The 24,125-nt window shown below is 64.3% G+C and carries 24 protein-coding genes and 1 pseudogene; 11 read left to right on the top strand and 14 right to left on the bottom strand.

Going from position 1 to position 24,125, the window contains the following annotated elements:
* Window positions 1-41: 41 nt before the first annotated feature.
* On the bottom strand, window positions 42-200 hold the full coding sequence (locus tag ACIBI6_RS29585) for a hypothetical protein (protein WP_364345666.1): 159 nt from the start codon (window positions 198-200) through the stop codon (window positions 42-44).
* Window positions 201-420: 220 nt separating this feature from the next.
* On the opposite strand from ACIBI6_RS29585, the gene ACIBI6_RS29580 reads away from it, so the two are divergent.
* The gene (locus ACIBI6_RS29580; RefSeq protein WP_364345668.1) at window positions 421-1,167 is read left to right on the top strand and encodes a hypothetical protein; all 747 of its coding nucleotides are present in this window, start codon (window positions 421-423) and stop codon (window positions 1,165-1,167) included.
* A gap of 57 nt (window positions 1,168-1,224) precedes the next feature.
* On the top strand, window positions 1,225-2,211 hold the full coding sequence (locus tag ACIBI6_RS29575; protein WP_364345670.1) for a potassium channel protein: 987 nt from the start codon (window positions 1,225-1,227) through the stop codon (window positions 2,209-2,211).
* Window positions 2,212-2,273: 62 nt separating this feature from the next.
* Here ACIBI6_RS29575 and ACIBI6_RS29570 read toward each other — a convergent pair whose 3' ends face one another.
* The 4 genes from ACIBI6_RS29570 to ACIBI6_RS29555 all read right to left on the bottom strand — a co-directional run bounded on the left by ACIBI6_RS29570 (window position 2,274) and on the right by ACIBI6_RS29555 (window position 6,867).
* Window positions 2,274-3,494 carry a cytochrome P450 gene (locus ACIBI6_RS29570; protein ID WP_364345672.1) on the bottom strand — a complete coding sequence of 407 codons (1,221 nt, stop codon included), beginning with the start codon at window positions 3,492-3,494 and terminating at the stop codon, window positions 2,274-2,276.
* A 9-nt stretch (window positions 3,495-3,503) separates the two neighbouring features.
* On the bottom strand, window positions 3,504-4,766 hold the full coding sequence (locus ACIBI6_RS29565; RefSeq protein WP_364345674.1) for a cytochrome P450: 1,263 nt from the start codon (window positions 4,764-4,766) through the stop codon (window positions 3,504-3,506).
* A gap of 523 nt (window positions 4,767-5,289) precedes the next feature.
* Complete coding sequence (locus tag ACIBI6_RS29560) at window positions 5,290-5,667, bottom strand: NADPH-dependent F420 reductase (protein WP_396958545.1); 378 nt, start codon at window positions 5,665-5,667, stop codon at window positions 5,290-5,292.
* 354 nt (window positions 5,668-6,021) lie between these two features.
* Complete coding sequence (locus ACIBI6_RS29555; RefSeq protein ID WP_396958544.1) at window positions 6,022-6,867, bottom strand: hypothetical protein; 846 nt, start codon at window positions 6,865-6,867, stop codon at window positions 6,022-6,024.
* 276 nt (window positions 6,868-7,143) lie between these two features.
* Here ACIBI6_RS29555 and ACIBI6_RS29550 point away from each other — a divergent pair, with 276 nt between their 5' ends.
* The 5 genes and pseudogenes from ACIBI6_RS29550 (at window position 7,144) to ACIBI6_RS29530 (ending at window position 11,801) form a co-directional block, all read left to right on the top strand.
* On the top strand, window positions 7,144-8,802 hold the full coding sequence (locus tag ACIBI6_RS29550; protein WP_364345680.1) for a hypothetical protein: 1,659 nt from the start codon (window positions 7,144-7,146) through the stop codon (window positions 8,800-8,802).
* Between the two features lie 139 nt (window positions 8,803-8,941).
* Window positions 8,942-9,043, top strand: a pseudogene (locus tag ACIBI6_RS29545) (LysR family transcriptional regulator); the annotation flags it as partial.
* A 183-nt stretch (window positions 9,044-9,226) separates the two neighbouring features.
* The gene (locus ACIBI6_RS29540) at window positions 9,227-10,276 is read left to right on the top strand and encodes an alpha/beta hydrolase (RefSeq protein ID WP_396958543.1); all 1,050 of its coding nucleotides are present in this window, start codon (window positions 9,227-9,229) and stop codon (window positions 10,274-10,276) included.
* Between the two features lie 92 nt (window positions 10,277-10,368).
* Complete coding sequence (locus tag ACIBI6_RS29535) at window positions 10,369-10,791, top strand: tyrosine-type recombinase/integrase (RefSeq protein WP_364345731.1); 423 nt, start codon at window positions 10,369-10,371, stop codon at window positions 10,789-10,791.
* A 206-nt stretch (window positions 10,792-10,997) separates the two neighbouring features.
* Window positions 10,998-11,801, top strand: a complete 804-nt coding sequence (locus tag ACIBI6_RS29530; RefSeq protein ID WP_364345684.1) for a hypothetical protein — start codon at window positions 10,998-11,000, stop codon at window positions 11,799-11,801.
* Between the two features lie 158 nt (window positions 11,802-11,959).
* Here the strand turns inward: ACIBI6_RS29530 and ACIBI6_RS29525 are convergent, their stop codons facing one another.
* Together ACIBI6_RS29525 and ACIBI6_RS29520 are read right to left on the bottom strand one after the other, a co-directional pair.
* The gene (locus ACIBI6_RS29525; RefSeq protein ID WP_364345686.1) at window positions 11,960-12,580 is read right to left on the bottom strand and encodes a hypothetical protein; all 621 of its coding nucleotides are present in this window, start codon (window positions 12,578-12,580) and stop codon (window positions 11,960-11,962) included.
* 34 nt (window positions 12,581-12,614) lie between these two features.
* On the bottom strand, window positions 12,615-13,454 hold the full coding sequence (locus tag ACIBI6_RS29520; protein ID WP_364345688.1) for a recombinase family protein: 840 nt from the start codon (window positions 13,452-13,454) through the stop codon (window positions 12,615-12,617).
* Between the two features lie 92 nt (window positions 13,455-13,546).
* Here ACIBI6_RS29520 and ACIBI6_RS29515 point away from each other — a divergent pair, with 92 nt between their 5' ends.
* Together ACIBI6_RS29515 and ACIBI6_RS29510 are read left to right on the top strand one after the other, a co-directional pair.
* Window positions 13,547-14,188, top strand: coding sequence for a transcriptional regulator (locus ACIBI6_RS29515; RefSeq protein WP_396958542.1), 642 nt, complete (start codon window positions 13,547-13,549; stop codon window positions 14,186-14,188).
* Between the two features lie 501 nt (window positions 14,189-14,689).
* The gene (locus ACIBI6_RS29510; protein ID WP_364345694.1) at window positions 14,690-15,577 is read left to right on the top strand and encodes an MHYT domain-containing protein; all 888 of its coding nucleotides are present in this window, start codon (window positions 14,690-14,692) and stop codon (window positions 15,575-15,577) included.
* Window positions 15,578-15,584: 7 nt separating this feature from the next.
* On the opposite strand, the gene ACIBI6_RS29505 is transcribed toward ACIBI6_RS29510, so the two are convergent.
* From ACIBI6_RS29505 to ACIBI6_RS29475, 7 genes are all read right to left on the bottom strand, one after another.
* Complete coding sequence (locus tag ACIBI6_RS29505; RefSeq protein ID WP_364345696.1) at window positions 15,585-16,322, bottom strand: glutamine amidotransferase; 738 nt, start codon at window positions 16,320-16,322, stop codon at window positions 15,585-15,587.
* Window positions 16,323-16,347: 25 nt separating this feature from the next.
* Complete coding sequence (ehuA, locus tag ACIBI6_RS29500) at window positions 16,348-17,112, bottom strand: ectoine/hydroxyectoine ABC transporter ATP-binding protein EhuA (protein WP_364345733.1); 765 nt, start codon at window positions 17,110-17,112, stop codon at window positions 16,348-16,350.
* Between the two features lie 4 nt (window positions 17,113-17,116).
* Complete coding sequence (gene ehuD / locus ACIBI6_RS29495) at window positions 17,117-17,785, bottom strand: ectoine/hydroxyectoine ABC transporter permease subunit EhuD (RefSeq protein WP_396958541.1); 669 nt, start codon at window positions 17,783-17,785, stop codon at window positions 17,117-17,119.
* Window positions 17,785-18,510 carry an amino acid ABC transporter permease gene (locus tag ACIBI6_RS29490; RefSeq protein WP_364345700.1) on the bottom strand — a complete coding sequence of 242 codons (726 nt, stop codon included), beginning with the start codon at window positions 18,508-18,510 and terminating at the stop codon, window positions 17,785-17,787. Before ACIBI6_RS29490 ends, ehuD begins: the two co-directional genes overlap by 1 nt.
* Window positions 18,511-18,514: 4 nt before the next feature.
* On the bottom strand, window positions 18,515-19,402 hold the full coding sequence (ehuB, locus tag ACIBI6_RS29485) for an ectoine/hydroxyectoine ABC transporter substrate-binding protein EhuB (RefSeq protein WP_396958540.1): 888 nt from the start codon (window positions 19,400-19,402) through the stop codon (window positions 18,515-18,517).
* A 98-nt stretch (window positions 19,403-19,500) separates the two neighbouring features.
* Window positions 19,501-20,610 carry a tartrate dehydrogenase gene (locus tag ACIBI6_RS29480; RefSeq protein ID WP_396958642.1) on the bottom strand — a complete coding sequence of 370 codons (1,110 nt, stop codon included), beginning with the start codon at window positions 20,608-20,610 and terminating at the stop codon, window positions 19,501-19,503.
* Between the two features lie 23 nt (window positions 20,611-20,633).
* Window positions 20,634-22,106, bottom strand: coding sequence for an NAD-dependent succinate-semialdehyde dehydrogenase (locus tag ACIBI6_RS29475; RefSeq protein ID WP_396958539.1), 1,473 nt, complete (start codon window positions 22,104-22,106; stop codon window positions 20,634-20,636).
* 123 nt (window positions 22,107-22,229) lie between these two features.
* On the opposite strand from ACIBI6_RS29475, the gene ACIBI6_RS29470 reads away from it, so the two are divergent.
* Both ACIBI6_RS29470 and ACIBI6_RS29465 read left to right on the top strand, forming a co-directional pair.
* Entirely contained in the window at window positions 22,230-23,477 is a 1,248-nt protein-coding gene (locus tag ACIBI6_RS29470; protein ID WP_364345706.1) for an aminotransferase class III-fold pyridoxal phosphate-dependent enzyme, read from the top strand.
* Between the two features lie 16 nt (window positions 23,478-23,493).
* Window positions 23,494-23,994 carry a DUF3830 family protein gene (locus ACIBI6_RS29465; protein WP_396958538.1) on the top strand — a complete coding sequence of 167 codons (501 nt, stop codon included), beginning with the start codon at window positions 23,494-23,496 and terminating at the stop codon, window positions 23,992-23,994.
* The last annotated feature ends 131 nt before the right edge of the window (window positions 23,995-24,125 follow it).

Raw genomic sequence — 24,125 nt, 5'->3', positions numbered from 1 at the left:
CGATGGCGCGTGGTACGAAATCGTACCGCGCGCCATCCGCGTCAGATGTCCGAGCCGCCGTAGCCACCGGGCGTCGATTCGTCGGTTTCCAACTGCTCCTCCTGCGGATGTTCGTCGGCATGCGTGGGTTTGCTGTGCTCGTCCGCGAAGTCGCCCTCGTCGTTCTCGATTGTTCGCGGATCGATCTTTCGTCCGGTCATGCTCGTCGTATACCCGGGATCCGCCGCCGAACGCAGACCGATCAGCTTTGATCGGGCAACTGCGTCCCGAGTCGGTCGCGGGATCGCGGGCGACGCTGGTGGCACCATTCGATATCGCGGCGACAAAACCGAAAGATTGCCCCCAGCGCATGTTCATCCGAAAGATCGGCTGCGCCGAATGTAGGTAAGTAAGCATCCCACGTTCGGAATGAGGCTATTTATGGGCAAACATCGAGCGACAGCGCGGATTCGACCCATACGTCGACGAACCGCCGCACTCACCTTGGCAAGTGCGGCCCCGCTGTCCGCCATCCTGATCAGCGCCGCACCCGCGACCGCTGACTCACAGCCACTAGACAACAGGTTCGTCGTCGAGCCATCGGCTCCGGTCGGCGACAACATCGCACTCGCTCCCTTGCCGCTGTGGAGCGCCACCGCACTGGTGGCCGATCCGAACCCCGACCCCACCGACAGCGTGGACACGACAGGCCCCGACCAGGGCCCACAGATGCTCGTCACCGACAATCGCATTCACATCGGCAATCTCCAGATGGATCGCCCGGACTGGCTGCCGTCCGAATACGCCGCCCAGATCAACGATGCGTCCGGAGGTGCTAAAACCGCACTGTCCCAGGGAATTCAGTCGGCGGGTACCGACCGCGCCCGCTCCGACCATGTCGCCGATACGATGATCGGTGACGCCATCATCGGCGCGTCGGTGGGTGCCACCCTAGCGTCCCCGCTCGCCGCCACCAGCGCGGTGGTCGGCGCGGCTGCAGGTTTCATCGCCGGAATCCCCTTCCTCCCCGCGGGACTGGTGGTCGTCCCCGTCATCGGCGCGGCCATCGGCTACGCGGTGATCGCCGCACCGGCCGCGGCGGCCGGCGCAGCCGTCGGTGCGGCGGTCGGCGCAATCGAGGGTGCCGCCACCCCGATACCGCTCCAGGAGCAACCGGCAACCGCATAACCTACGTTGCGCGGCAATTGCCGGATGTGACCGTTGCCGCGGGTGGACAATCCTCGCGTGAGCCCGTTACGCCGTATCAGCCGAGCAGTGCTGGCATTCCTGCTGGTAGTGCTGGCTGGTACCGTCGGCTACCTCATTCTCGGGTTCGGGTTGCTCGATGCGCTCTACCAGACGGTGACGACCATATCCACCGTCGGCTTTCGCGAGGTCCACCCGCTCAACGCTGCGGGCCAGCTGTTCACGATGGTGCTCATCATCGTCGGCGCGGGCACCGCGCTGTACATGTTCGGTGTCCTGCTCGAGGCGCTCATCGAAGGACATCTCCGCGAACACATGGAGAGGCGACGGATGGACCGGCGCATCGACCGGATGTCCGGTCATATCATCGTCTGCGGCTGGGGCCGCGTCGGCACCGCGTGCGTGCAATACCTCAGCGGGCTGGGTAAACAGATCGTCGTCGTCGATCGCGATCCGGCGCGGCTGCAGGGGCTCGAATATCCCAATGTGCTCGGCGATGTCACCGATGACAGGGTGCTGGAGACCGCCGGCATCCAACGCGCCCACGCCTTGATCGCCGCGCTGGACGGCGATGCCGACAATGTCTACGTGACCTTGTCGAGCCGGGCGCTGCGGCAGGATCTGGTCATTGTCGCCAGGGCGCGCACCGAGGGTTCGAAGTCGAAACTGCTTCGGGCCGGGGCGAATCGGGCGGTGAACCCGCAGTTGATCGGCGGGCGACGAATGGCGGCGTTCGCTTTGCAGCCCAACGTCGCCGAATTCCTCGACGTGGTCATGCACGACGAAACGCTCGACTACCGGATCGAGGAATTCGATATCGCCCCGGACTCGCCGTTGATCGGCCGCACACTGGAGGACATCGCGGTGCGCCAGACGACCGGTGCACTGGTGCTGGCCATTCGCACACCCAATGGGCAGTTCATCGCCAACCCTCTCGCCGAAACCATACTGGCGGTCAACACGATTCTGATCGTGCTGGGCACAGCGGCCCAACTCGATGCGATACGCGGCTTCGGCCACAAATAGATCGAGCGGGGTGCCACAAATAGATCGAGCGGGGTGCCGCTGGGCGACACCCCGACACCGATCTAATCCAGGAAAACCGGCAGCGTACGGTGTCCATTCGAAATGAAGCTGCCGACCGGCGCCAATTCCGACGGATCCACGGCCAACCGCATATTCGGGAACCGCTCGAATATGGCAGGCAGGGCGATCGTCGCCTCGAGCCGGGCGAGCGGGGCGCCGATGCAGTGGTGCGCGCCGTGCCCGAAGGACAGGTGTTCCTTATTGACCCGCTGCAGGTCGAACGTGGCAGCGGTGGCGCCGTGCAGGTTCGGATCGCGGCCCGCGGCGGCGTAGGACGCGAGAATCGCCTCGCCTTTGGGAATTCGGATCTCGCCCAGCTCGATATCGTCGACCGCGTAGCGCAGCGGCAGATGCGCGACCGGCGCCTCGTAGCGCAGCGTCTCCTCCACCAGATCCGACCACGGCACCCGGCCCTCGATCAGATCGGCGCGCTGCTCGGGATGGGTGAGCAGGATGAAGATCGCCTGGTCGAGCAGATTGACCGTAGTCTCGTGACCGGCATTGATGACCAGCATCAAGGTGTCGACGAGTTCCTTCTCGCTCAACTGTGAACCGTCGTCCTCGTCGCGGGTGGCGATGAGGACACTGGTGACATCGTCGCCCGGAGTTTCGCGCCGGTAGGCCACGAGTTCGCTGACCAGGCGATACATCTCGAGGTAGTTGGCCTGTGCTTCCTCGGGGCCGAACGAGGTGTCGAAGAAGCCGTCGACGCATTTGCGCAGGCCGGGTCCGAGATGTTCGGGCACACCCATCATTTCGGTGATGATCTCGATCGGCACCGGATAGGCGTAACCCTCGCGCAGATCGGCCACCTCCCCCTTCGGCGTGGCCGCGAGCGCGTTCAGCAGTCCCTCGGTGATCGCCTCGATGCGTGGACGCAGCGCCGTGGTGCGGCGGTGGGTGAATGCGGGCGAGACCAGCTTGCGCAGGCGACGGTGGTCGGTGCCGTACGCGGTGAACATGTTGTCGACCGCGATCCACGGCAGCAGCGGCCACTCCTCGGTGATCTCGCCATTGATGAACGAAGTCCAGTGCTGCCGTGCGTCTTTCGACACCCGCGGATCGGCGAGCAGACTCTTGAGCACGGCGGCATCGGTTACCGACCATGCGGGCACACCACCGGGCAGGGCGACCAGCGCAACCGGTCCGCGCTCCCGGATCCGCTCGTTCTCGCCTTGGATATCAGCGCCGGTCAGATCCAGGACCAGCGGTTCATGCTCCATCGTTATCTCCTAGAGGACGGGCAGTGGAGGGGACTTGGGGAAGACGACCGGCAGCGCCGCCAGTGCCCGGTGGAATGGTCCGGGCCGCCAAGTCAATTCGTCTGCGGGCACGGCCAGATCCATCTCGGGGAGTGCGTCGAGCAGCTGATCGATGGCATCCTGAACGACCAGGTAGGCAACGGATTTCGCGGGGCAGGCGTGCGGCCCGGCGCCCCAGGCCAGATGCGAGCGGTTGCCGGTGCGGTCGCCGCCGCGGATCGCCGGATCGTTATTGCAGCCCGAAAAGCTGACCACGACCGGCTGATGGGCGGGCAACCAGGTGTTGTCGATGAGGGTCGGCTGGCGCGGGTAGGTGATGCTGAAGTTCGCCATCGGCGGGTCGTTGAACAACACCTCGTCGAGTGCGTCGCGGGTCGAGAGGCTACCGCCGAGCATCTCACCGCCGAAGCGGTCGTCGGTTAGCATCAGCAGCAGGGTGTTCGTGATCAGATTCTGCATCGGTTCGATGCCCGCACCGTAGAAACTGATCAGCTGGCATAGCATTTCGGTATCGTCGAGCTTGGACGGGTGGTGAGCCATTCGCGAGGTGACGTCGTCACCGGGCTCGGCCCGGCGTAGCTGCACCAGCTCCAGTAGCGCCTCGCTGAGCATCGCCATACCAGCGGCCGCCTCGACGGTATCGAAGAGCATCGCCATACCGGTCGCGACCCGCTGCCCCAGTTCCGTTGGGCAGCCGACCATCTGGTTGATGACCTCGAAGACGACCGGCAGCGCGTACTGGGTGACCAGGTCGACCTCGCCTGCCTCGCAGAAGCTGTTGATCACCGGGATGGCGATCTTCTCGACCGTCGAATGCAGTTCGTGCAGATCGATTCCGTCGATGCTGCCGGTATACGCCTGCCGATAGCGGGCATGCGCCGCCCCGGTATTGCGTAGTGCGTTCGGGTACCACATCATCATCGGCTTGATGGGTGAGTCGTCGGGAATTGTCTGTTCCCATTGCCGCGGATCCGCCGGAAAGTGTTCGGGATCATTGAGGATTCGCACCGCGGTCTGATACCCGACCACCAGGGTGGCGGGCACACCCGGCGCCAACTCCATCGGCACCAGCGACCCGTATTGGCTGCGGGCCTCCCGATAGGCCCGATGTGGATCCGCGGCGAACTCCTCGGTATGCAACAACACTCGGGGTTCGCCGGGATCCAGTGGTGAGCCGTGCTGGGCGGGGCAGACTCCGGTCGCGGTGGCGCGGGTTGACGATGGCGTGGTCAAAGGCGTGACTCCAGACGTTGGATCAGCAAGGTGGCCAGGATCAATGGAAGCACCGCGGCGATAACACAGCCTGCGGCCACAGCACTCAGTTCAGCCCTCCTCGCGACGCCGACCGTATGTGACCCCGGCCATGAGGTCCGCGTCGAGAACTCGGACCCTGGCGAGGCAACCACAGTCGACTGCGGTCACCCCACAGTCCCTGCACGACAGGCGATTTCGACACACAATCACCGGACGCCCTACCAGCCGCCCAGAACTCGACGACCCGCCCACGTTATCAGCATCCGGAAGAACTCTCTCCAGATCCGTCCGCAACGCCCGCACGCCGACCGCGAACCCGCCGCTATCGGCAAATATGTTGAGCTGCTATTGATCACGTCGCTCGTTGAGGCTCGACGAGAAGTGCCCCCACATGCTCTGTGGCAATTGCACACCGCCGTAGATGTGCAGTTGCGATAAATAGTGTGTACGTCCGAAGCAAGCTGCTCGGCGGCGCGGTCCGGGCGCCCTGCTCGGGGTGGGTTCAGTCGGCGCTGGGAAGCCTGGCTTCACCCGCGGGCCGGCGGACTGCGGTTTCGATGAGTTCGGTGAGTTGAGCTGCGGGGACGGGAATGCCGGGGGTTAGTTGGGTCCACTGACGGAAGGCGTCGACGTCCATGGCTGGGATTTCGCCGAGGTAGGGGTGAATGTATGCCGGGGTGTTCGGCTCGGTGCGCCAGCTGTCGGTCAGCGGGCCGATGTCCACCGCGTCATAGCCGAGGAGGTTCAGAAGCTGGGCGACTTCGGCTTTGGCGGCCGTGTTGTCACCTGCGATGGGAAGGGCGCTGCGGTCCGGCGCACCTACCGGGCGGGCGAGGGAGAGCAGCTGGTGCGGGGTGATGGTATTGAATGCCTTGACCACGCGGGAATCCGCGAGATGGCGCTGGATCAGGGTGCCGGAAGTCAGTGCGCCTGTATCGCGAGTGGACGACCGGATCGAGCTGAGCGGATTCCTCAAATCGCGCCGAGCTCGCCTGCGCCCGCAGGACGTCGGGCTGCGCGACCACGGCGGCGTTCGCCGAGTCGCAGGCCTGCGGCGCGAAGAGCTGGCCCAGGTGGCGGGTTGCGCGCCGATGTCAGCTCCGGCCGATGCAGTGCGGCGGCACGGAACTTGGCCACGATCAACCAGCCTTCATGGCACCCAAGTAATTTGGCAGTCCGGCACAGATATCGGCGGGCGCTCGGAGGAAGCGCCCGCCGATATCTGTATCCGTGCTCATCGCTCGACCACCAATGCCGTACGGTTCAGAATCAGCCATTCATCAGCGTTCTTCCCCATGCGGAAGGCGTCATAACCCTTGATGGCGGCGAATCGGCCCGGGTTCGCCAGCACCTTCCGTTGCTCTTCCAACGCTTGTTTCCGTACGATCGCGGCCTCGGTCTGCTCGCCTCGTTTCAGGCGCGTCAACTCCTTGTGAATCGGCCGCAATTCCTTGTCCTGCTCCTTCAACAGCCGATTCAACAGCGTGGTTCGCGCGTCGGGTCGCAGCGCCATGTGTATCACCTCGCCGCCGGTATCGTCGGCATAGCCTTTCGCCCGGTCCGCCTTGGTCGTTGCATAGATTCCACTGCCGTTCGCCCCTGAGGATCCGAAGTATTCGCCGGATTTGAATTGGTCGGCATAGTCCCAGATCGGCACGCCACGGAACAGCTCCGTCCCGGGCGGGACGATATCGCGAATTCCGCCCACCCCCACCAGAGTCGGTGGGCCGTCGAATCCCTGGCGACGGCAGATCTCCCGCAACATCGGATCTCCGGTTGTCTTGCCGCGAAGTACGGAGTGCAGCTGGCGATAATCCAGCTCGTCGATGAGGTCGCGCCCCTTGGCGCGGGGAGTCGATGCCGAGGTATCGCCTGCTGGCTGCCTCGACATTTCGGACTTCGACTGCCTAATGACGAGCGCGTTCTTCTCGTCACGATCTACTAAATCGTCAAGGCCCCGGCGTGAGGTTCCGGTGATTTCTCGGGATCCGTCGGCCGCCGCTTTGGTGCCTAGCCTGAGCACCGAACTCAGCTGCCCGGTCGCCGTTTTCATCGCGTCGATCAGGACTCTGCTGATCATCCGATCTCACTGTCATGATGAGCAAGGATCCGATAGATCCTGCCCGTCGCCGATTGAACAGGCGGATCTTACTTTCGCCCACCGCTGTCGATATTCCCGAGAATGAGAATGCTGTGCGATGGAGTGACGTCGTTGAACAGGCCGCTTCCCCAGGAGGCAATGTGCGGGTGCATCTGCGAGGTCCCGTGGTGAGCAGTGGTGTCGGTCGAACACCACCAGCGGTGGGAGATGATCGCGCTGTGGTGATCGGCGTCGGTCTGATCAGTGGATCACGGCGTGTCTATTGAATTACCGCATGAGGTGGCGCTGTTCCTGAATGTCATGGGTGTCCCGTATCCGGACATCGATGAGGATCAGGTGCGTGAATTGGCCACTCAGGTGCGAAATTTCGCCACGAACGTGCGCGATACGCACGAGTCGGCCACCGACACGATCCAGGATATGGGCTCGGTCTATTCGGGATACTCCTACGAGCAACTGGTCGCGACGTGGGCGCGGATGAGCGCATCGCATATGGCGGATCTGGACCGGGCATGCCATGTGGTGGCGAAGGTCCTGGACGTCACGGCGGAGGTGATCACTGCGGTGAAGGTCGCTGTACTCGCCGGATTGGCTGGGCTGGCGGCGAGTTACACGGCACTCATGGCCGCCACCGTGCCCACCATGGGTTTATCGGCCGCGCTTACCGCCGCCATCCGGGCGGCCGCGACCAAATTGGTCACCGCGATGGAGCAGATGCTGATCGGCTATATCGCCACTGAGGTGATCGGCAAGGCTATCGAACCGCTCGAGCACACCATCGAGCGCATGATCAACGGCGTCGTCTACGACGCCGCGAGTCAGCTACTGGATGTGCCGCCCGGCGGCTCGTCGACACTACCGCTGCACATAGAGCCCGATGAGGTGCTGGCTTACGCCAAGGTGCTCGATGATCACGCCGATGACCTGCTACGGCATGCGGTGACCTTCGCCGATAACGTTGCCGCACTGGATTTCAGCACATCCAACGGGCGCAATGATCTGCTCGGCCCCGGCACGAACGCCATCGGTAGTGCGCCGAGCAGATCATCGGATCCCGACACCGACCGTGAACTGGCTTCCACGCCAACGACTCCCGCCGAGTCGGCGCGGGAAAGCAGCGGGCCGATGCCGACACGAGCCACTCCGGGCGGAGCCGGCAGTGCCGATTCCCGAACCACTCTGGGCGGCGGCGATTCCCAGGCAGCGGCGACATCCGAGGACAGCAGTACCAGCATCGCACCGAAGCCAGCGGCTGCCCCTGCGGCCGGTCCAACTGTGTCCACCGCGCAGGAGCGCACCGATACCGGCGCCGTGAACACGGCCGATCCCGTGTTCGACCGCGCGGCACCAGCACCTTCACACGCAGATAGCCGTTCCCTCCCGACACCGGCCGACGCGCCACATAATTGGCGCGAGACAATCCAGCAGCTGTCGGAAGCCCCATCACATTCTGTGGAAAACGTTGCGCAGCACAACCGCTTCGTCGAACATCCACCTGCCGAGTCGAGCGCCGACACACCCGGATACATTCGATCCCCTGAACTCGGCTCCGTCGAGGAGAGTTTCGCGAACACGACCGATAGCCAGCCCAGCGCTTCGCCCGCGCAGAGTTCGCGGCAGGGTAGTCCGCCGTCGACGCCATGGCAGCGTTCCGGGCTGTCGAGCAAACAAGCAAAGGGTGCCGCGAAATCGGCTGCGAGCAACCGTGGCAAACAGCGCGCCACCGATCCGGCAACCGGTACAGCGAAAAGGACCCCGTGGTCGAAGAAGCCCAAGCCCACTCCGGTCACCGATCCCACGGTGTTCGCACCCAACACCGCACGCCCGGCGCCTGCGCTCCCAGCCGATACCCCCGCGGCCGCACCGGAGCCACACAACAACGCTGCCGATCGCTCCGCTTTGCCACCGATATGAGCGCACCGCAGTGGCGTGGCTTGTACCTGCTGGACGGTTCGGCGCGATGAGCCGTCCACACAGGGTGGTGTGAGTAGGGGCTGCGGCGGCTGGTTTTATGGAGTCGACCGGATCGCTATATCGAGGATGAGCCGTTGAGCTGCGCCAATTGCGCTACTTCGTGACCATGGCCGAGGAGTTGCATTTCGGGCGGGCGGCCGAGCGGCTGCATATCGCGCAACCGCCGGTGAGTCCCTCTTTGCTGGCCAGGAACACGTTCCTTCCCATATGCAGGAAACGGTGATTCATCGTTTCTACTCGGAGAGTGTCTTGTAATTCCGGAAAGTCCGCGCAGCGGACCGTTGACAACAACCCAGGGGATAAACGGAACAAATCGGACGAAGACAGCGACAATGGTGCGGGGTGGCCGACATGGCGGCGTCTTGTGGTGCAGCGGCTGCGGGCGTGGCGGGCCGCCAGTGCGGCTGCCGCGGTCATGGGATTGGCTATTCTGGCGACCGGGGCGGCTGCCGCGGAGCCGCCGACCTCTGGTCCGGAACTCGGCCCGCCGGGCGGATACCAAGCACCCGCTGAGAACACTGGTCTACCCGCCCGGCCGGTCATCGACCGGATCGAGCCGATCACCGACCGGTGGCTGCGGGTGTTCGTGCGGTCACCGGCGATGAACCGGGTCGTGCAGGTGCAGGTGCTGCTACCCGTCGACCGCAGCCGGCCCCGACCCGCCCTATACCTTCTCGACGGGCGCGGTGCCCCCGAGAGCGCCAGCAGTTGGACCGAGCACGGGCATGCCGTGGATTTCTTCGCCGACAAGAACGTCAACGTCGTGCTGACCACCGGGGGACCGGCCAACCTCTACACCGACTGGCAACACCGCGACCCCGTCCTGGGCACCAACAAATGGGAAACCTTCCTCACCCGCGAACTGCCCCCACTGATCGACGCTCGGTTCGAGGGCAACGGACGCAACGCCATCGAAGGCGTGTCGATGGGCGGCGAAGCCGCGATGATGCTCACCGTGCGCAACCCGGGCCTGTACCGGGCGGTGGCCGCGCACAGCGGCTGCTACACCCTCGCCTCCGGGCCCGGCCAAGCCCAGGCTCGCGCGATCGTAGAAACCTACGGCGGCGACCCGGACAACATGTTCGGCCCACCGAATGATCCCGATTGGCTCGCCCACGACGTCATGACCCACGCGGCAGCATTGCGCGGCACCGCGATCTACCTGTCCAGCGGCAGCGGCGTCCCCGGCGAGCACGACACACCCGGGCAAGTCGACTTGCCCGAAGCCATCACTGTCGGCGGCCCCCTCGAGGCTGGGGCCTTCGCCTGCGCTGTGGCCCTCGCCGACCGGCTCACTCGACTCGAGATCCCGGCGACGGTGAACCTGCGGCCCACCGGCACCCACTCCTGGCCCTACTGGGCCGACGAACTGGTCCGGTCCTGGCCCACCATCGCCCACGCACTCGGCAACTGACACGAAGACCTGCCGACGGCCCCGGGGGTGCACGAAGCGTCCAGCCGTAAAAGAAGAAGCGATTCGAAAGACGAGGATCTCCCGACTACCACCTGGACCACGACGACGAGCACGTACGCGTGCATGGCAAAGGCGGCACGGTACGCACCGTGCTGCTGGACGACCGCGGCTACGTCGCCCTGGTGAAGCTGTATCTGGCGCGGGCGGGCTACACGTCCGGGCCGATGGTCCGTGCCAGCATCAACGGCAAAGGCGGCCCGCTGTCCTACTCGGCGGCCCACAACCGCTGGCAGTCGTACTGCACTGCAACAGGTGTGGCGATAGAAATCCATCAACTGCGTCACAGTCACGCCACGGAGCTGATCAATTCCGGGGTCTCCATCGAGGTGGTGCGCAAACGCCTCGGTCACGCCTCCACCGAGACCACGCAGATCTACACCCTGCTCGCCGACAAGATCGCCGACGACGAGATCCGCGCCGCGCGGCGCCGCCGCGACACCCGCTCGCGCCGGTAGCTCGGCGGCGAGAAACTCAGATCACCGCTGTGGCGTTGAGGTCTACCCAACTCGGCGACCCGCGCCCCCACATCAAAGGCAAACTCCGCGAGTACATCCCGCTCTGATCCCGTTTGCGGCTGGTGACACGATCCTTACCGGCACCCCGTAACGGCTGTAACGCTCGGAACGTCTTCTTCGAAAAAAAGACCGATTGGTTTTTCTCTATGGACGGTCTGGCAGCTATGCAGGTGAACAACGAGCTGATCGTGGCTATTCGGCGCGCTGCCGACGACGTCACTCGTGCACTCGTCGACCATGGGGCGACGGCCCTCGCGGGAGTGATGCGGCAGACGGGTGGACGGCTGCAGAGGACGATGGGCGAGCTTGGTGACATGGACCACGCTCTGGGAACGCAGTTGGCTGCATACGCAGAACCCAGGGGATCGACTGGCAACTCGTCCCGGCGAGAGGGAGACGGCTTCGCATGGTTCCCACCGAGGCTGGCGCGGTCCGAGCGGATCAACCGAGAGATCGACGACTGCCTGACCAGGGTGAATCCCCATTTCGACTCGGCCGATCCGCGACGAAGTAACAACTGTGTGGCCGTGTCGACCGCGTACGAGTTGCGTCGGCGAGGATACGACGTGGAGGCAGGGCAGGTGCCATTCCCGTTCGAGGCTGGGTTCCCGCACAGTATTACCGAGATTGCCTGGGCGCGACGGTTCACTGCGGTGCTCCAACGGAGCCATCTGCACGAGGCATTCCAGCAACCCGGTTCACGCGGGATCGTCATTGTGGACTGGCCTCCGGGGCGGCGCGTCGACCTTGGCGATTCCCATGTGTTCAACATCGAACACGTACCCGGTACCGGGATACGCGTCGTCGACGGACAGCCCAACCCTCCGCTGACAGACGCCACAAAGCATATCCGCGAAGCGGCAGCATTGCGGTATCTGCGGGTGGACGATCTGGCCGATCCTGCACCGAGCATCGTCAACTACCTCGGAATACATACTGCGCGTCAATAACCAGTGGGGTGATTGCCCCACCCCCAAGCTGTCAGCCCCGGAGCCCTGAAGCTGGCCTGAGCCACAAAGTGACTTCGCGCGCCACCTGATTGGCCTTCGGTGGCTAGCCGGGAATTGGGTCGGTTGGTCATGTCGAATGCCTGTTTAGAGTGGTGAAGTTAAGCCATCAGCAGCCGATTGGGTGCCGGAACCCCGCAGCGATCGAGCATCGGTGCGTCGACACGACACAGACACCGGACCAGTGCGGGAACAGCAGCCGAGCAGGGCGTTCGCAACGGCGCGACATCAGCACGGACTCGCCGCAGAACCATCGCAGTGCGGAGCACTTCGAACATCAGTGCAGACGACTCCGAACATCGACAAGCTCCGTCGCGATCGATCGGGTTCTCGTACTCGGCGATCACCTGCTGTGCAACGTACATCTCCAACGCGCCCGCGTCCCGGAACACCCGCCCGCACCCACACGCCACCCGAGCGGAATCCTTCGCCCGGCACCCATACCGGCGCTGCACAACGGTGTTGCCGTTCTTGCGTTCACGCTCCAACAGTGAACCCACCACGCGCCGCAATACTGCCCCGCCCGCGCGCTGGTTTCGGGCCATTTCCCGCCGCACTCGGCCAGCCCCGGTCAGCCAATACTCGCCGTTACGCTGCCGGGGACGATCCGGGGCCTTCAACCGGCGATGCGCGGTCAACGCCGCCCGCATCGCGTCGTGCTCGGTGCGGGTGAAAATCCCCGGCCACTGCGCACGATGACGGGTACCGGTCCGTGCGTGCACGCGAATCCCGTTACCTTCCGGGTTGTTCAAGCACTCACACCGGGCACCGGTCGCATCCCTGTGCTCGCCCAGGTCGTAGACCACATACGCCTTCCAACAACAGCAGGTGAGACAGCTTGCCCACCCGCCACAGCCGACCCCCGGACGTGGTGATCCCCCGCGCCTTCCAATCGGTGACGATCGCAGTCTGAGATTCGCCGTTGATCACCCGGTCCCGGCCCTCCTCCAACACCGCGACCTCTTCGGCCCGTAACGCACACCGATCCAAAATGTTGGCACCGGTAATCGGGTGTGTGCCAACAACTTTGCCATACCCGAACCGGCGCGAACCGCCCTGCATCACCCCCTTCGCGGCCTCCTCACCCATCCGATCCAGAAGGTTCTCGGTGTTGGTTTCCCGATACTCGGCCGCTTCGGCGAACTTCACCATGAAATTCTTCCGGCCCGTGCCCGTGCCCGTGGTCAGGTCGTAGCCGGTGTCCTTCACGAACGCATACCGCACCCCCTCATCACGCCCCAGCTTCATCAACTCGTTGCCCAGGTCGTAATCACGAGTCAACCGCGCCACATCACGCGCCAGCACGACCTTCGCCGGACCGCGTTCGACTAACGTCAACACCGCCCGCAACGCCGGACGATCCGCGCCATCGCCGGACAGATCGTTGTCACAGAAAATCCGCGCCAACCGCAGACCCTTCCGGGCCGCGTAGGCGACCTCGTTCTTGGCCTGCAACTGCACCCCCTCCGCACGGTCCTTCTCATCACGGGAGATACGGACATAGCCGTACACCCACTCCGCAGGATCAACCCCCGCCGCCAACCCAGCATTGACCTCCACAAGCCACGCCGGTTCCGTATACGTGGTCCTAGTCATGCCACGAAGCTACGGAAGGAATGTATAGCGAACAGCTCGCTGGAGTGAGTATCGCCCACTACACGCGCCTGGAGCAGGGCAAGAGTGAGAGCGTGTCGGACGAGGTCCTACAAGCAATCAGCGCGGCGCTGCGCCTGGACGTGGACGAATCGGCATACCTGCACCGGATCGCACGACGTCCGCGACCGTGCGCGCAGGAAACCTCATCGACGGATATGCCGGTGGGCCTGCGTTATCTGCTGGATTCGTTCGTGATGACACCGGCGTTGGTGGTCGGTCGTCACACCCAGATCATCGGGTGGAACCGACTCGCAGTCGCGGTGTTCGGCGACTTCGCCGCACTCCCCCACGAGCGGCGCACCCTCTCACACCTGTTGTTCACCGAACCCCACCTGCGTGAATTGCTCGGAACCGGTTGGGATCAGGCGGCACTCGCGCATGTGGCGCATCTGCGTGTTCTGCTCGGACGCTATCGCGGACACACCGAACTCACGGCGCACATCGAGAACATGCAAGAGCTGAGCCCGGACTTCGCACGGATGTGCGCCGAGCACCCGGTCGCGCAGGTACGCAACCGGACGTACGCGTTGCACCACCCGGTCGTGGGCGAGCTGACCCTGCACGGCGAACTCATCGCACTGCCCGACGCTCCGTCGTGCTGTGGCCTCGATCTGTTCGCCGCCGAGCCGGGTTCGGCATCCGAACAGGCGCTACGGGAACTCGGCAATCCGTAGCCCGGCTCGGTTGGTTCGTCGCGCATGAGATCGCGGCCCGGCTGCGCCTGACAAGCGAGCCGGTGCAGCCGGTTTTGCTCGACAGCGCCCCGGCGGTGCAGCAGCTCGCGCCGCCCGACGCGCTCACCCCGGGTGAGGTGCACCAGAGCTCCTACACGTCGATTCGACCGTGTGAAGCGCCCACGAGGCTGCCACCGCGCGGCGCGGCAGTCTGACGGGCGCGCCCGGCTCCCCGAACTGAACGCTGGCCGATTGCTCCGTCGGAAACTATCCGTTAGCTGTGAATCTGGGACCGGAGCTGGCCATGAGCGCCCGACCTGGCTATTGTCAGCGGCTGGCGGAAATGCCAGTGTAAATTTCCGCAGATCGTGAGGTTCCGCCCGATGTTCATTGGTTTACTGTCACTGCGCTCGACAGGCAGCTGGCCGCCGCCGACCGTTAGCGGGTCGCCCCTGCTGACCAGCAAGCCGCAACGGCACGACTGGTGACCGGGGTGTACGCATGCTAGAACTCGATCATTTCAGCCATGGCTGGTTGACCCCGGTCATGGCCTACCTCGTGTCCTTTATCGGCTCCGCGCTCGCCCTCCGTTGTGTGGTACACGCTCGGTCCTCCGATTGGCCGGCTGGATGGCTCGCCACCGCCGCCGTCTCGCTCGGGGGCGCGGGCATTTGGGTCATGCATTTCACCGCCATGCTCGGGTTCTCCATCCACGGCGCCACCATTCGCTACGACGTCCCGATGACACTGCTCAGCGCGGTCATCGCGATCTTGGTCGTCTGGGTCGGGCTATCGATCGTGGTACACGGTCGAAACGAACTCGTGGCACTGCCGATCGGCGGCGCGGTCACGGGTATCGGCGTGGCCGCCATGCATTACCTGGGCATGTACGCGATGAAAACCACCGCCCACGTCGAATACGACCGCAAAACGGTAGCGGTGTCGGTCGTGATCGCGGTGGTCGCGGCCACCGCCGCATTGTGGTTCATGCTGCATGTCCGCGGTCTGTTCGCCACCATAGGCGCAGCGCTGATCATGGGTGTCGCGGTGTGCGGAATGCACTACGTCGGAATGACCTCGATGCACGCCAGCCATTCCGACCACCAGGTCGGCGGCGGCATCGATCCGCTCCAACTGGTGACACCGCTGATCGTGACCGTCACGATGGTCATCATGATGCTGATGGTGGTCGTCGGACTCGCCGAGATCGACGAACGCAGCACCCGCGAAGCGCTGTCCGTCCGGCGCGAACCCCGCGAACCATCGGCGACGACAACCGGAGCCTGGCCGGTAATCACCGACGTACGCCACGAATCCCCCAGCTGGGGGCTGCGTAATAGCTCGCAGACCGAATACCGAAATCGCCATCGCCTCGACTCCGATCGGTAATCGGGCCCTACCCGCGGCAGTACCGCGCGATGAATCGGCTCAGAATCACGCTGGGCACCGTGATCGATTCCCGATGACCGAGCTCGATCAGATCCTCGGCCTGATCCGGTTCGAAATAGCCCGCGTGCCGGTAAACCTCGATGCGCAACGCCAGTCCATCGCTGTCCAATTCGGGATGGAATTGGGTCGCGTACACGTGCTCACCGACACGAATCATCTGCACCGGGCAATCGGCCGATCCGGCCAGCAGCACCGCACCGGGCGGCACCTCCTGACAGGCTTCCTTATGGCCGACGAACGCTCGGAATGTTCGCGGAATACCCACTAGCAGCGGATCCGCGCGGCCGGGCTCGGTCAGATCGATGGTCTGTGCGCCGACCGGTTCACCGTATTGCTGAACGCTCACCTCGCCACCGAGTACGTCCGCGAGGATGCCCAATCCGTAGCAGGCGCCCAGATACGGGAAATCCCGGCCGACGATCTCGGTCATCAGCTTCTTCAGCTTGGGTTCGAATGTCCGCTGGTATCCGTATTTCTCCGCGTCCGGACTGCTGACATTGCTCGGCCCGCCACCGACGATGACCGCCGAGTAATCGTCGAGGTCGATATCCGGGAATTCCTGGTCCATCTGCACCCGGACCGTGTCATCCTCGTCGAGGTCGGCCATACGCAGGACGGCGCGGTATTCGTCATCTGCGGCGGGTCGCTCCGGCCGCAACTGCAGGACTAGACACGGCTTGGTCATGCTTCAGATTGTGGAAGATCGGCGGTCAGTTTTCATCCAAGACCGCACGTAAGAATTCACGAGTCCGATCGTGCCGGGGGTCGGTGAAGATCTGTTCCGGATCACCGTCCTCGAGCACCCGTCCGGCGTCGAACATCATTACCCGATCGGAAACCTTTCGGGCGAACTGCATTTCGTGGGTCACGCAAAGGAACGTGATCTCGGTATCGGCCGCGATATCGGCCAGCAGATGCAGTACTCCGGTCACCAGCTCCGGGTCGAGCGCCGAGGTCACCTCGTCGAGCAGCAGCACTTCCGGCTCCATGGCCAGCGCCCTGGCAATGGCGACACGCTGCTGCTGGCCGCCGGACAGGTGCGCGGGACGGGCGTCGATTTTGTCGGTGAGCCCGACCAGTTCGAGCAGCTTTCGCGCCCGCTCCTCGGCGGCGTCCTTGGACTGGCCGAGACCACGGATCGGGCCTTCGGTGACGTTGCGCAGTACGGTCATATTCGGGAACAGATTGAACTGCTGGAAGACCATACCGATCTTGCGCCGCATCCGGCGCAGGTGCGCCGGACCGGCGGGCACCAGTTTGTCGCCGCGCCGCTGATGGCTGAACAACTCCGCGCCGACCTCTATAGTGCCCGCGTCTATCCGTTCCAGTCCCATGAGCAGCCGCAGAATGGTGGTCTTACCGGAACCGGACGGCCCGATCAAGGTGACGAATTCGCCTGGCGCAATGGCGAAATCGAGTTCGTCCAGACACACTGTCGCGCCGTAGCGCTTTTCCACACCGGTGAACCGGATCATCGGTTCAGACACGTCGTTCCAACTTTCGTACCAGGATCGAGCACGGATAGCTCAGCGCGAGGAAGGTCAGACCGGCCGCGAACCAGGCCTCGGGGCCCGCGCCACCGGTATCGGCCGCGTATTCGGTTTTGACTTGATAGACCATGTCGAGAATGACGATCGAGGACAACAGCGGCACCTCTTTGAACATGGCGATCGTGTAATTGCCCAGCGCGGGCAGCACCCGCGGCACCGCCTGCGGCAGAATCACATCGACCCAGGTGCGCGTGCGCGGCAGATTCAACGCCGTGGCCGCCTCCCATTGCGCGGCGGGCACCGCGTCGATGCCCGCGCGGAACACCTCCGAGGTGTAGCAGGCATAGTGCACACCGAGTGCGGTCACACCGACGATCAGACGTTGGGTGTCGATGGAAAACCCACCGAGCAGATCCGGGCGCAGCACCCAGTAGAGGAAGAAAATCTGCACCAGAAGCGGTGTACTGCGGATGAATTCGATGAATGCCCAGAGCAGTTGATCGACCACCGGAATCCGCAGCCGTCGGAGCACCGCGAAGATCAGACCGAGTACATAGGCGACCACGGATCCCAGCAGGGTGAACTGGATCGTGACGAGCAGCCCGTCCCAAATGAACGGAAAGGCATCGAAGAAGCGGTCCCACCGCCATTTCTCCATCAGACCCCCACATGTGCCGAGAGTCGAATACTCGATCGCTTCGGTCGCCGCCCGACCCGCCGAGCCGCCAACAGCTCCAGCACCCGCATGATCACCGTGACCACCACCGCGATGAGCAGGTACACGACCAGCTGGATCCCGTAGATGAGACCGAGTTCGCGAGAGAATGCCGGCACCGCACGCAATTCATCGGCCTTCTTGAAGACCTCCGGCACCGCGATAAAGCTCAGCAGCGCGGTGGCTTTCACGAGTTGGATGAACAGATTGTTGAACGACGGCAGCATTTCCACTACCGCCTGCGGCAGGACCACCCGCCACATGCGTTGCGCCGGTGAAAGATTCAATGCGATCGCGGCCTCGACCTGCGACTGCGGCACCGATCCGATCGCACCACGGACGATTTCGGCACCGTAGGCACCGTGGTTGAGACCGAGCACGATGATGCCGATGACCAGCAGCCCCTTCGCCGTCGCACCCAGCGATACGCCGAAGAAGATCGGTATCGCCACCGCGAAGAAGAACAGCTGCACCACCTCCGAGCTGCCCCGGAATCCCTCCACATAGATGCGGGTGACCAACCGCACCGGCAGATACGGCGAAAGCATGGCGATCCCGGCGGCAAAGGACAGCACAACGGTCAGCGCGATGCCGCCGACTGCCGCCCACAGCGTGAAGGGAAGACCCTGGAGTACTCGCTCGAGGTAGGTCGAGAAATGCGACGACACGAGGTCAAGCCGTGCAGTACTGCTCGGCCGTGGCCGCCGGATCCGCCTCGTTCGCCTTGGTCAGGCCGAACGGCTCCACCAGCTTCAACCATTCACCGCTTTCGTGCAGTGCGCGCAGCTCGCGGTTGAAGTCCTCGCGGAACTTGTCGTCGCCGATGCGGAAGTTGAAGGTGCCGACGTCGGGCTTATTGCCGAAGCGGAAGGACGGGCCGACCGCCAATTTGGCATCCGGATTATTCTTCACCAGCCATGCGGCGGTCACATCGAGCATTGCCGCGCCGTAGACGTCCTTGTTGCGCACCGCACGCAGGATGTCGTCCTGTTTGGCCATCGGCTCGACGAGTTGGGATGGCACACCCGAGGACTGCGCGTAGCCGTTCTCGACCGCACCACCCAGGGTGGCGATCCGGACGTTCTCGCGGGTGATGTCCTCGAAGCGGTTGATATTGCGCGGGTTGCCTTCCGGCACAAGGAATGACGAACCGACTTGGTAGTCGGGAGTGGCGAATGCGGAGCTCTCACATCGCTTCGGATTGATGAACATCCCCGCCGCGACGAATGCGTAGTTCTTGGCCCGGACGCCGTCGATCAGTCCGTCGAAATCGGTGACCACGCCTTCGACTTCATTGATGCCGAGGCGTTTCAATACCGCGCGTGCGACGGTCGGCGCATATCCGGTCAGCTGGCCGTCCGCACCGAGGAATGCCCACGGCGCTTCATTGGCGAAACCGACCTTGATCTTGCCCGAGGATTTCGCATCCTCGTAGGTCACCGCCGCGGCAGCGTCGCCGCCCAATCCACAGCCCGCTACCACCACGAGGCTGGCCGCGGCAATCGTGGCGGCCATGGCGCGACGCAATCGCTTGCGCGCACCTCCGAATTCGAACTTCATGACCCCGTCCTTCCGCAGACACGCGAGTCGCCTCATGATTGCGGAGGAACTTTGCGATCGTCCTGCCGAATTCTTTGCGATCACATGACGATGCGGATCTATGGTTGCGCGAATACCGAACCGGTCTCGACCAATTCGGCCGCACGGCTTGCAATGGCGCTGCCGAGCTCACCGGTCGTCGCGGTGCCACCGAGATCAGGTGTGCGAATTCGACCTTCGCGCAGGACATCACAGACGGCGCGATCGACCGCCGCGGCGGCGGCACGTTCGCCCAAGTGCTCCAACAGCATTGCTCCAGCGAGAATCTGCGCGACCGGATTCGCGATGCCCTTTCCGGCGATATCGGGCGCACTACCGTGTACCGCCTCGAACATCGACGGGGCCGTGCGCTCGGGATTGATATTGCCTGATGGGGCCAGGCCGAGTCCACCGGTTACCGCGGCGGCGAGGTCGGACAGAATGTCGCCGAACAGATTCGATGCGACGATCACATCGAGCCGATCCGGATGCAGCACGATTTCGGCGGCCAGCGCGTCGACATGTAGCTGCCGCGTCTGCACCTGCGGATATTCCGCGGCAACGCGCTCGAAGATGCTGTCCCAGTACGGCATCGAGTGCAGCAGCCCGTTCGATTTGGTCGCCGAGCACAGTCGGCCGTCGCGTTCGAGGGCACGTTCGAAGGCGTAGCGGATGATCCGTTCGCAGCCGACCCGGGTGAAGATCGATTCCTGCCGGACGAATTCGTCGGTGCGGCCGGGATGGTGCATGCCACCGATCGCGGAGTATTCGCCCTCGGAATTCTCCCGCACGATCAGGATGTCCAGGTCTTCGGCGGTGCGGTCGCGCAAGGCCGATTCGGTGCCGGGCAGCAGCCGGACCGGGCGCAGATTCACGTACTGACCGAAGGCCCGACGCAGCGGAATCAGCAAACCCCACAGCGAAATATGATCGGGCACACCGGGAAAGCCGACCGCACCGAGCAAGATCGCGTCGAATCCGGCCAGCTGACCAGATGCGTCGGGGGGCATCATCGCTCCGGTGCGCAGGTAATTCTCACAGGACCAGTCGAATTCGGTCCATTCGATGCCGGGCAGCACCGCATCGAGTACCGCAACGGCCTCGGCGGTGACATCGACCCCGATGCCGTCACCAGGAATGGTAGCGATCCGATAGTTGGGCCCACCCGTCGCCCGAGCGCCACCCCACATGGAATCGCTTCGCGATGCTGTACTCATATTCGCACTCCGATGTATTTGGTCTCCAGGAATTCATCTATGCCGGTGAGTCCGCCCTCACGGCCGAGCCCGGATTCTTTCACGCCGCCGAACGGTGCGGCGGGATTGGAGACTACCCCCTGATTCAGACCGACCATGCCGGTTTCCAGCGCCTCGCACACCCGCAGTCCACGCCGCAGATTTTCGGTGAATACATAGCCCACCAATCCGTAAGGCGTGTTATTCGCGCGCGCCACGACCTCGGCTTCGGTATCGAAGGCGGCGATCGCCGCGACCGGTCCGAAGATTTCGGTGTGGCACATCTCGGCGTCATCGGGCACATCGGTCAATACCGTTGCGGAATAGAAGTTTCCGAGCCCCTCCAGTGCCGCGCCACCGCTGCGCACGGTGGCCCCGCGGCCGACCGCATCGGCAACCAGACTGGTCACCTTAGCCACCGCATCGGCGTCGATCAGCGGACCGACTACGACTCCCGGCTCGGTCCCGCGCCCCATCGGCAGCGCCGCCAGCCGGTCCGCGAGTCGATTCGCGAATTCGTCAACAATGCTGCGCTGCACGAAGATTCGGTTCGCGGCAGTACACGCCTGCCCGATATTGCGCATCTTCGCCGCGAGCGCACCCTCGACGGCCTCATCGAGATCCGCGTCGTCGAATACGATGAACGGCGCATTGCCACCGAGCTCCATCGAGGTGCGCATCACGGTCCGCGCGCACTGCTCGAGCAGTAGCTTCCCGACGGCGGTCGAACCGGTGAACGACAGCTTGCGTGAACGGTTGTCCAGAATCATCGGCGTCATCACCGCCCCCGGATCGGATGTGGTGATCACATTGACGACACCCGCCGGAACACCGACCCGATCCAGAATGTCGGCCAGCGCCAGCATCGAAAGCGGTGTCTGCTCAGCGGGCTTCACGATGCAGGTGCATCCCGCGGCCAGTGCCGGACCAATCTTGCGGGTCCCCATGGCCATCGGGAAGTTCCATGGTGTGACGAGCAGGCTGGGACCGACCGGCTGTCTGGTCACCAGGAAGCGCGAACCACCCGCCGGCGCCGGCATATACCCGCCATCCAGCCGAACAGCCTCTTCGGCGAACCATCGAAAAAACTCTGCCGCATAAGCGATTTCACCGCGCGCCTCGGCCAGCGGCTTTCCCATTTCCAATGTCATGATCAGCGCGAGTCGTTCGGTATCGGCGAGCAGCGCCCGGTGCGCTTCCATGAGGATGTCACTGCGCTGTCTCGGCGTCGTTCGCGCCCACTGCGCCTGTGCCCGGTCGGCCGCGGCAAGGGCGTCCAGCCCGTCGGTCGAATCGGCATCGGCCACCTCGCACAGCAACTGGCCGGTCGCTGGATCGGTGACTTGAAACGTCGCGGCTGTCGCGCGCCATCCGCCGTCGATGAACAGTCCGGTCGCAACCGTGTCGATCGCGGCGCGTTCGGCTGCGGTCAGGGCGGTTTCGGTGAGCATGTGGGCTCCTTTTCATTCCCGACGCGGCCTTCGGCCATTGCTGCGAACCCCGTGCCCATGTTATGCATATTGTCAACAATCCGACAATAGACAACCACCGGATACGCGCCCGGGAGGCGGATCATGACCGAGCTATCCCCCGTTCTCAAACAAGCCACCCCGGTCACCGTCGACCACGGATCGGGCTGCTACCTCTACGGCACCGACGGCCGCCGCTATCTCGACTTCACCGCAGGCATCGGCGTCACCAGCACCGGCCACTGCCACCCGCACGTCGTCGCCGCGGCCCAAGCACAAGTCGCCAGCCTGATCCACGGCCAATACACCACCGTCATGCACCGGCCGCTGCTCGAACTCATCGAGCGACTCGGCACCGTGCTGCCCGAAGGTCTGGACACACTGTTCTTCGCCAACTCCGGCAGCGAGGCGGTCGAGGCCGCACTGCGCCTGGCCCGCCAGGCCACCGGACGGCCGAATATCGTTGTCTTCCAAGGCGGTTTCCACGGTCGCACCGTCGCGGCCGCGACCATGACGACCTCGGGCACCCGCTTCTCCGCCGGGTTCAGCCCGCTGATGTCCGGTGTGCACGTGGCGCCGTTCCCCACCGCCTTCCGCTACGGCTGGACCGAAGCCGAGGCCACCGCCTTCGCGCTGCGCGAACTCGATTACCTGTTCGCCACCGTCACCTCCCCCGCCGAGACCGCCGCATTCGTGGTCGAGCCGATGCTCGGCGAGGGCGGCTACATCCCCGGCAATGCCACGTTCTTCCGCGGGCTGCGCGAACGCGCGGACCGGCACGGCATTCTGCTCATCTTCGACGAGATCCAGACCGGCTTCGGCCGGACCGGAAAGTTTTTCGGACATCAGCACTTCGACGTCCGACCCGATGTCATCACCATCGCGAAGGGCCTGGCCAGTGGGTTCCCGCTGTCCGGAATCGCGGCTGCGCGCGAGCTGATGGCCAAGGCTTGGCCGGGCTCGCAGGGCGGCACCTACGGCGGCAATGCGGTGGCGTGCGCGGCGGCGGTCGCCACACTCGAGGTGATCCAATCGGAAGGGTTGGTGGACAACGCCGCCGCGCGCGGAGCGCAACTGCTGACCGGACTGCGCGAGGGCGCCACCAAGGCGATCGGCGATGTGCGCGGACTCGGATTGCTCTGCGGCACCGAATTCACCACCGCCACAGGCGAACCCGACACGGCGACGGCCGCCGCGGCGCAGCGGCTCGCGGTCGAGAAGGGGCTGCTGCTGCTCACCTGCGGTGCGTATATGAATGTGGTGCGGATGATCCCGCCGCTGATCGTGACCGAAACCCAGATCGACGACGCACTCGCGATCTGGTCGACCGTGCTCGCCGAACTCCCCGCGTGACCAGGAGGCAGAACCCATGGCCCGCTATATCTCGATCACACTGACCAAGGCGGGCGTGACCTGCCGAGCCCGACTGCTCGACGCCGAAGCACCACAGACCTGCGCGGCGGTGTGGGATGCGCTGCCCCAGGAAGGCGACGCATTCCACGCCAAGTACGCCCGCAACGAGGTGTATACGCTGCTGCCCCGGATCGCCGCGGCACCACACCGGGAGAACCCGACGGTCACCCCGATTCCGGGTGATGTGTGCCTGTTCGATTTCGAAGCATGGGAGATCGGCAATCCGGCCTACGGCTACGAGCCCGGTACGGCGGCGCACCATGAGCAGGGCGCTACCGACCTCGCTTTGTTCTACGGCCGCAACAACTTACTTATCAATGGCGATCTGGGCTGGGTGCCCGGCAATGTCTTCGCCACCATCGAAGAGGGCCTCACCGATATCGCGACGGCGTGCAACGCACTCTGGCTGCACGGCGTCCAGGGCGAAACCCTGGCGTTTGCCCGCGGCAGTGTTTGATTTGCCGCGCCTGCGGCGCTGCGTGTTCGCGGCCCCCTGGTGTCTCGCGTCCGAGCCGTCGAGACTCGCGACTTCGTCGCATGCGCTTCGACGGCTCGGACGCGAGACGGGGCGCGAACGTCGCGCGGAAG

The sequence above is a fragment of the Nocardia sp. NPDC050412 genome, from assembly GCF_044458825.1.
Taxonomy (GTDB): Bacteria; Actinomycetota; Actinomycetes; order Mycobacteriales; family Mycobacteriaceae; genus Nocardia.
Note: the sequence above shows the minus strand (reverse complement) of the source record. Positions and strands in the feature narration are given on the sequence as shown.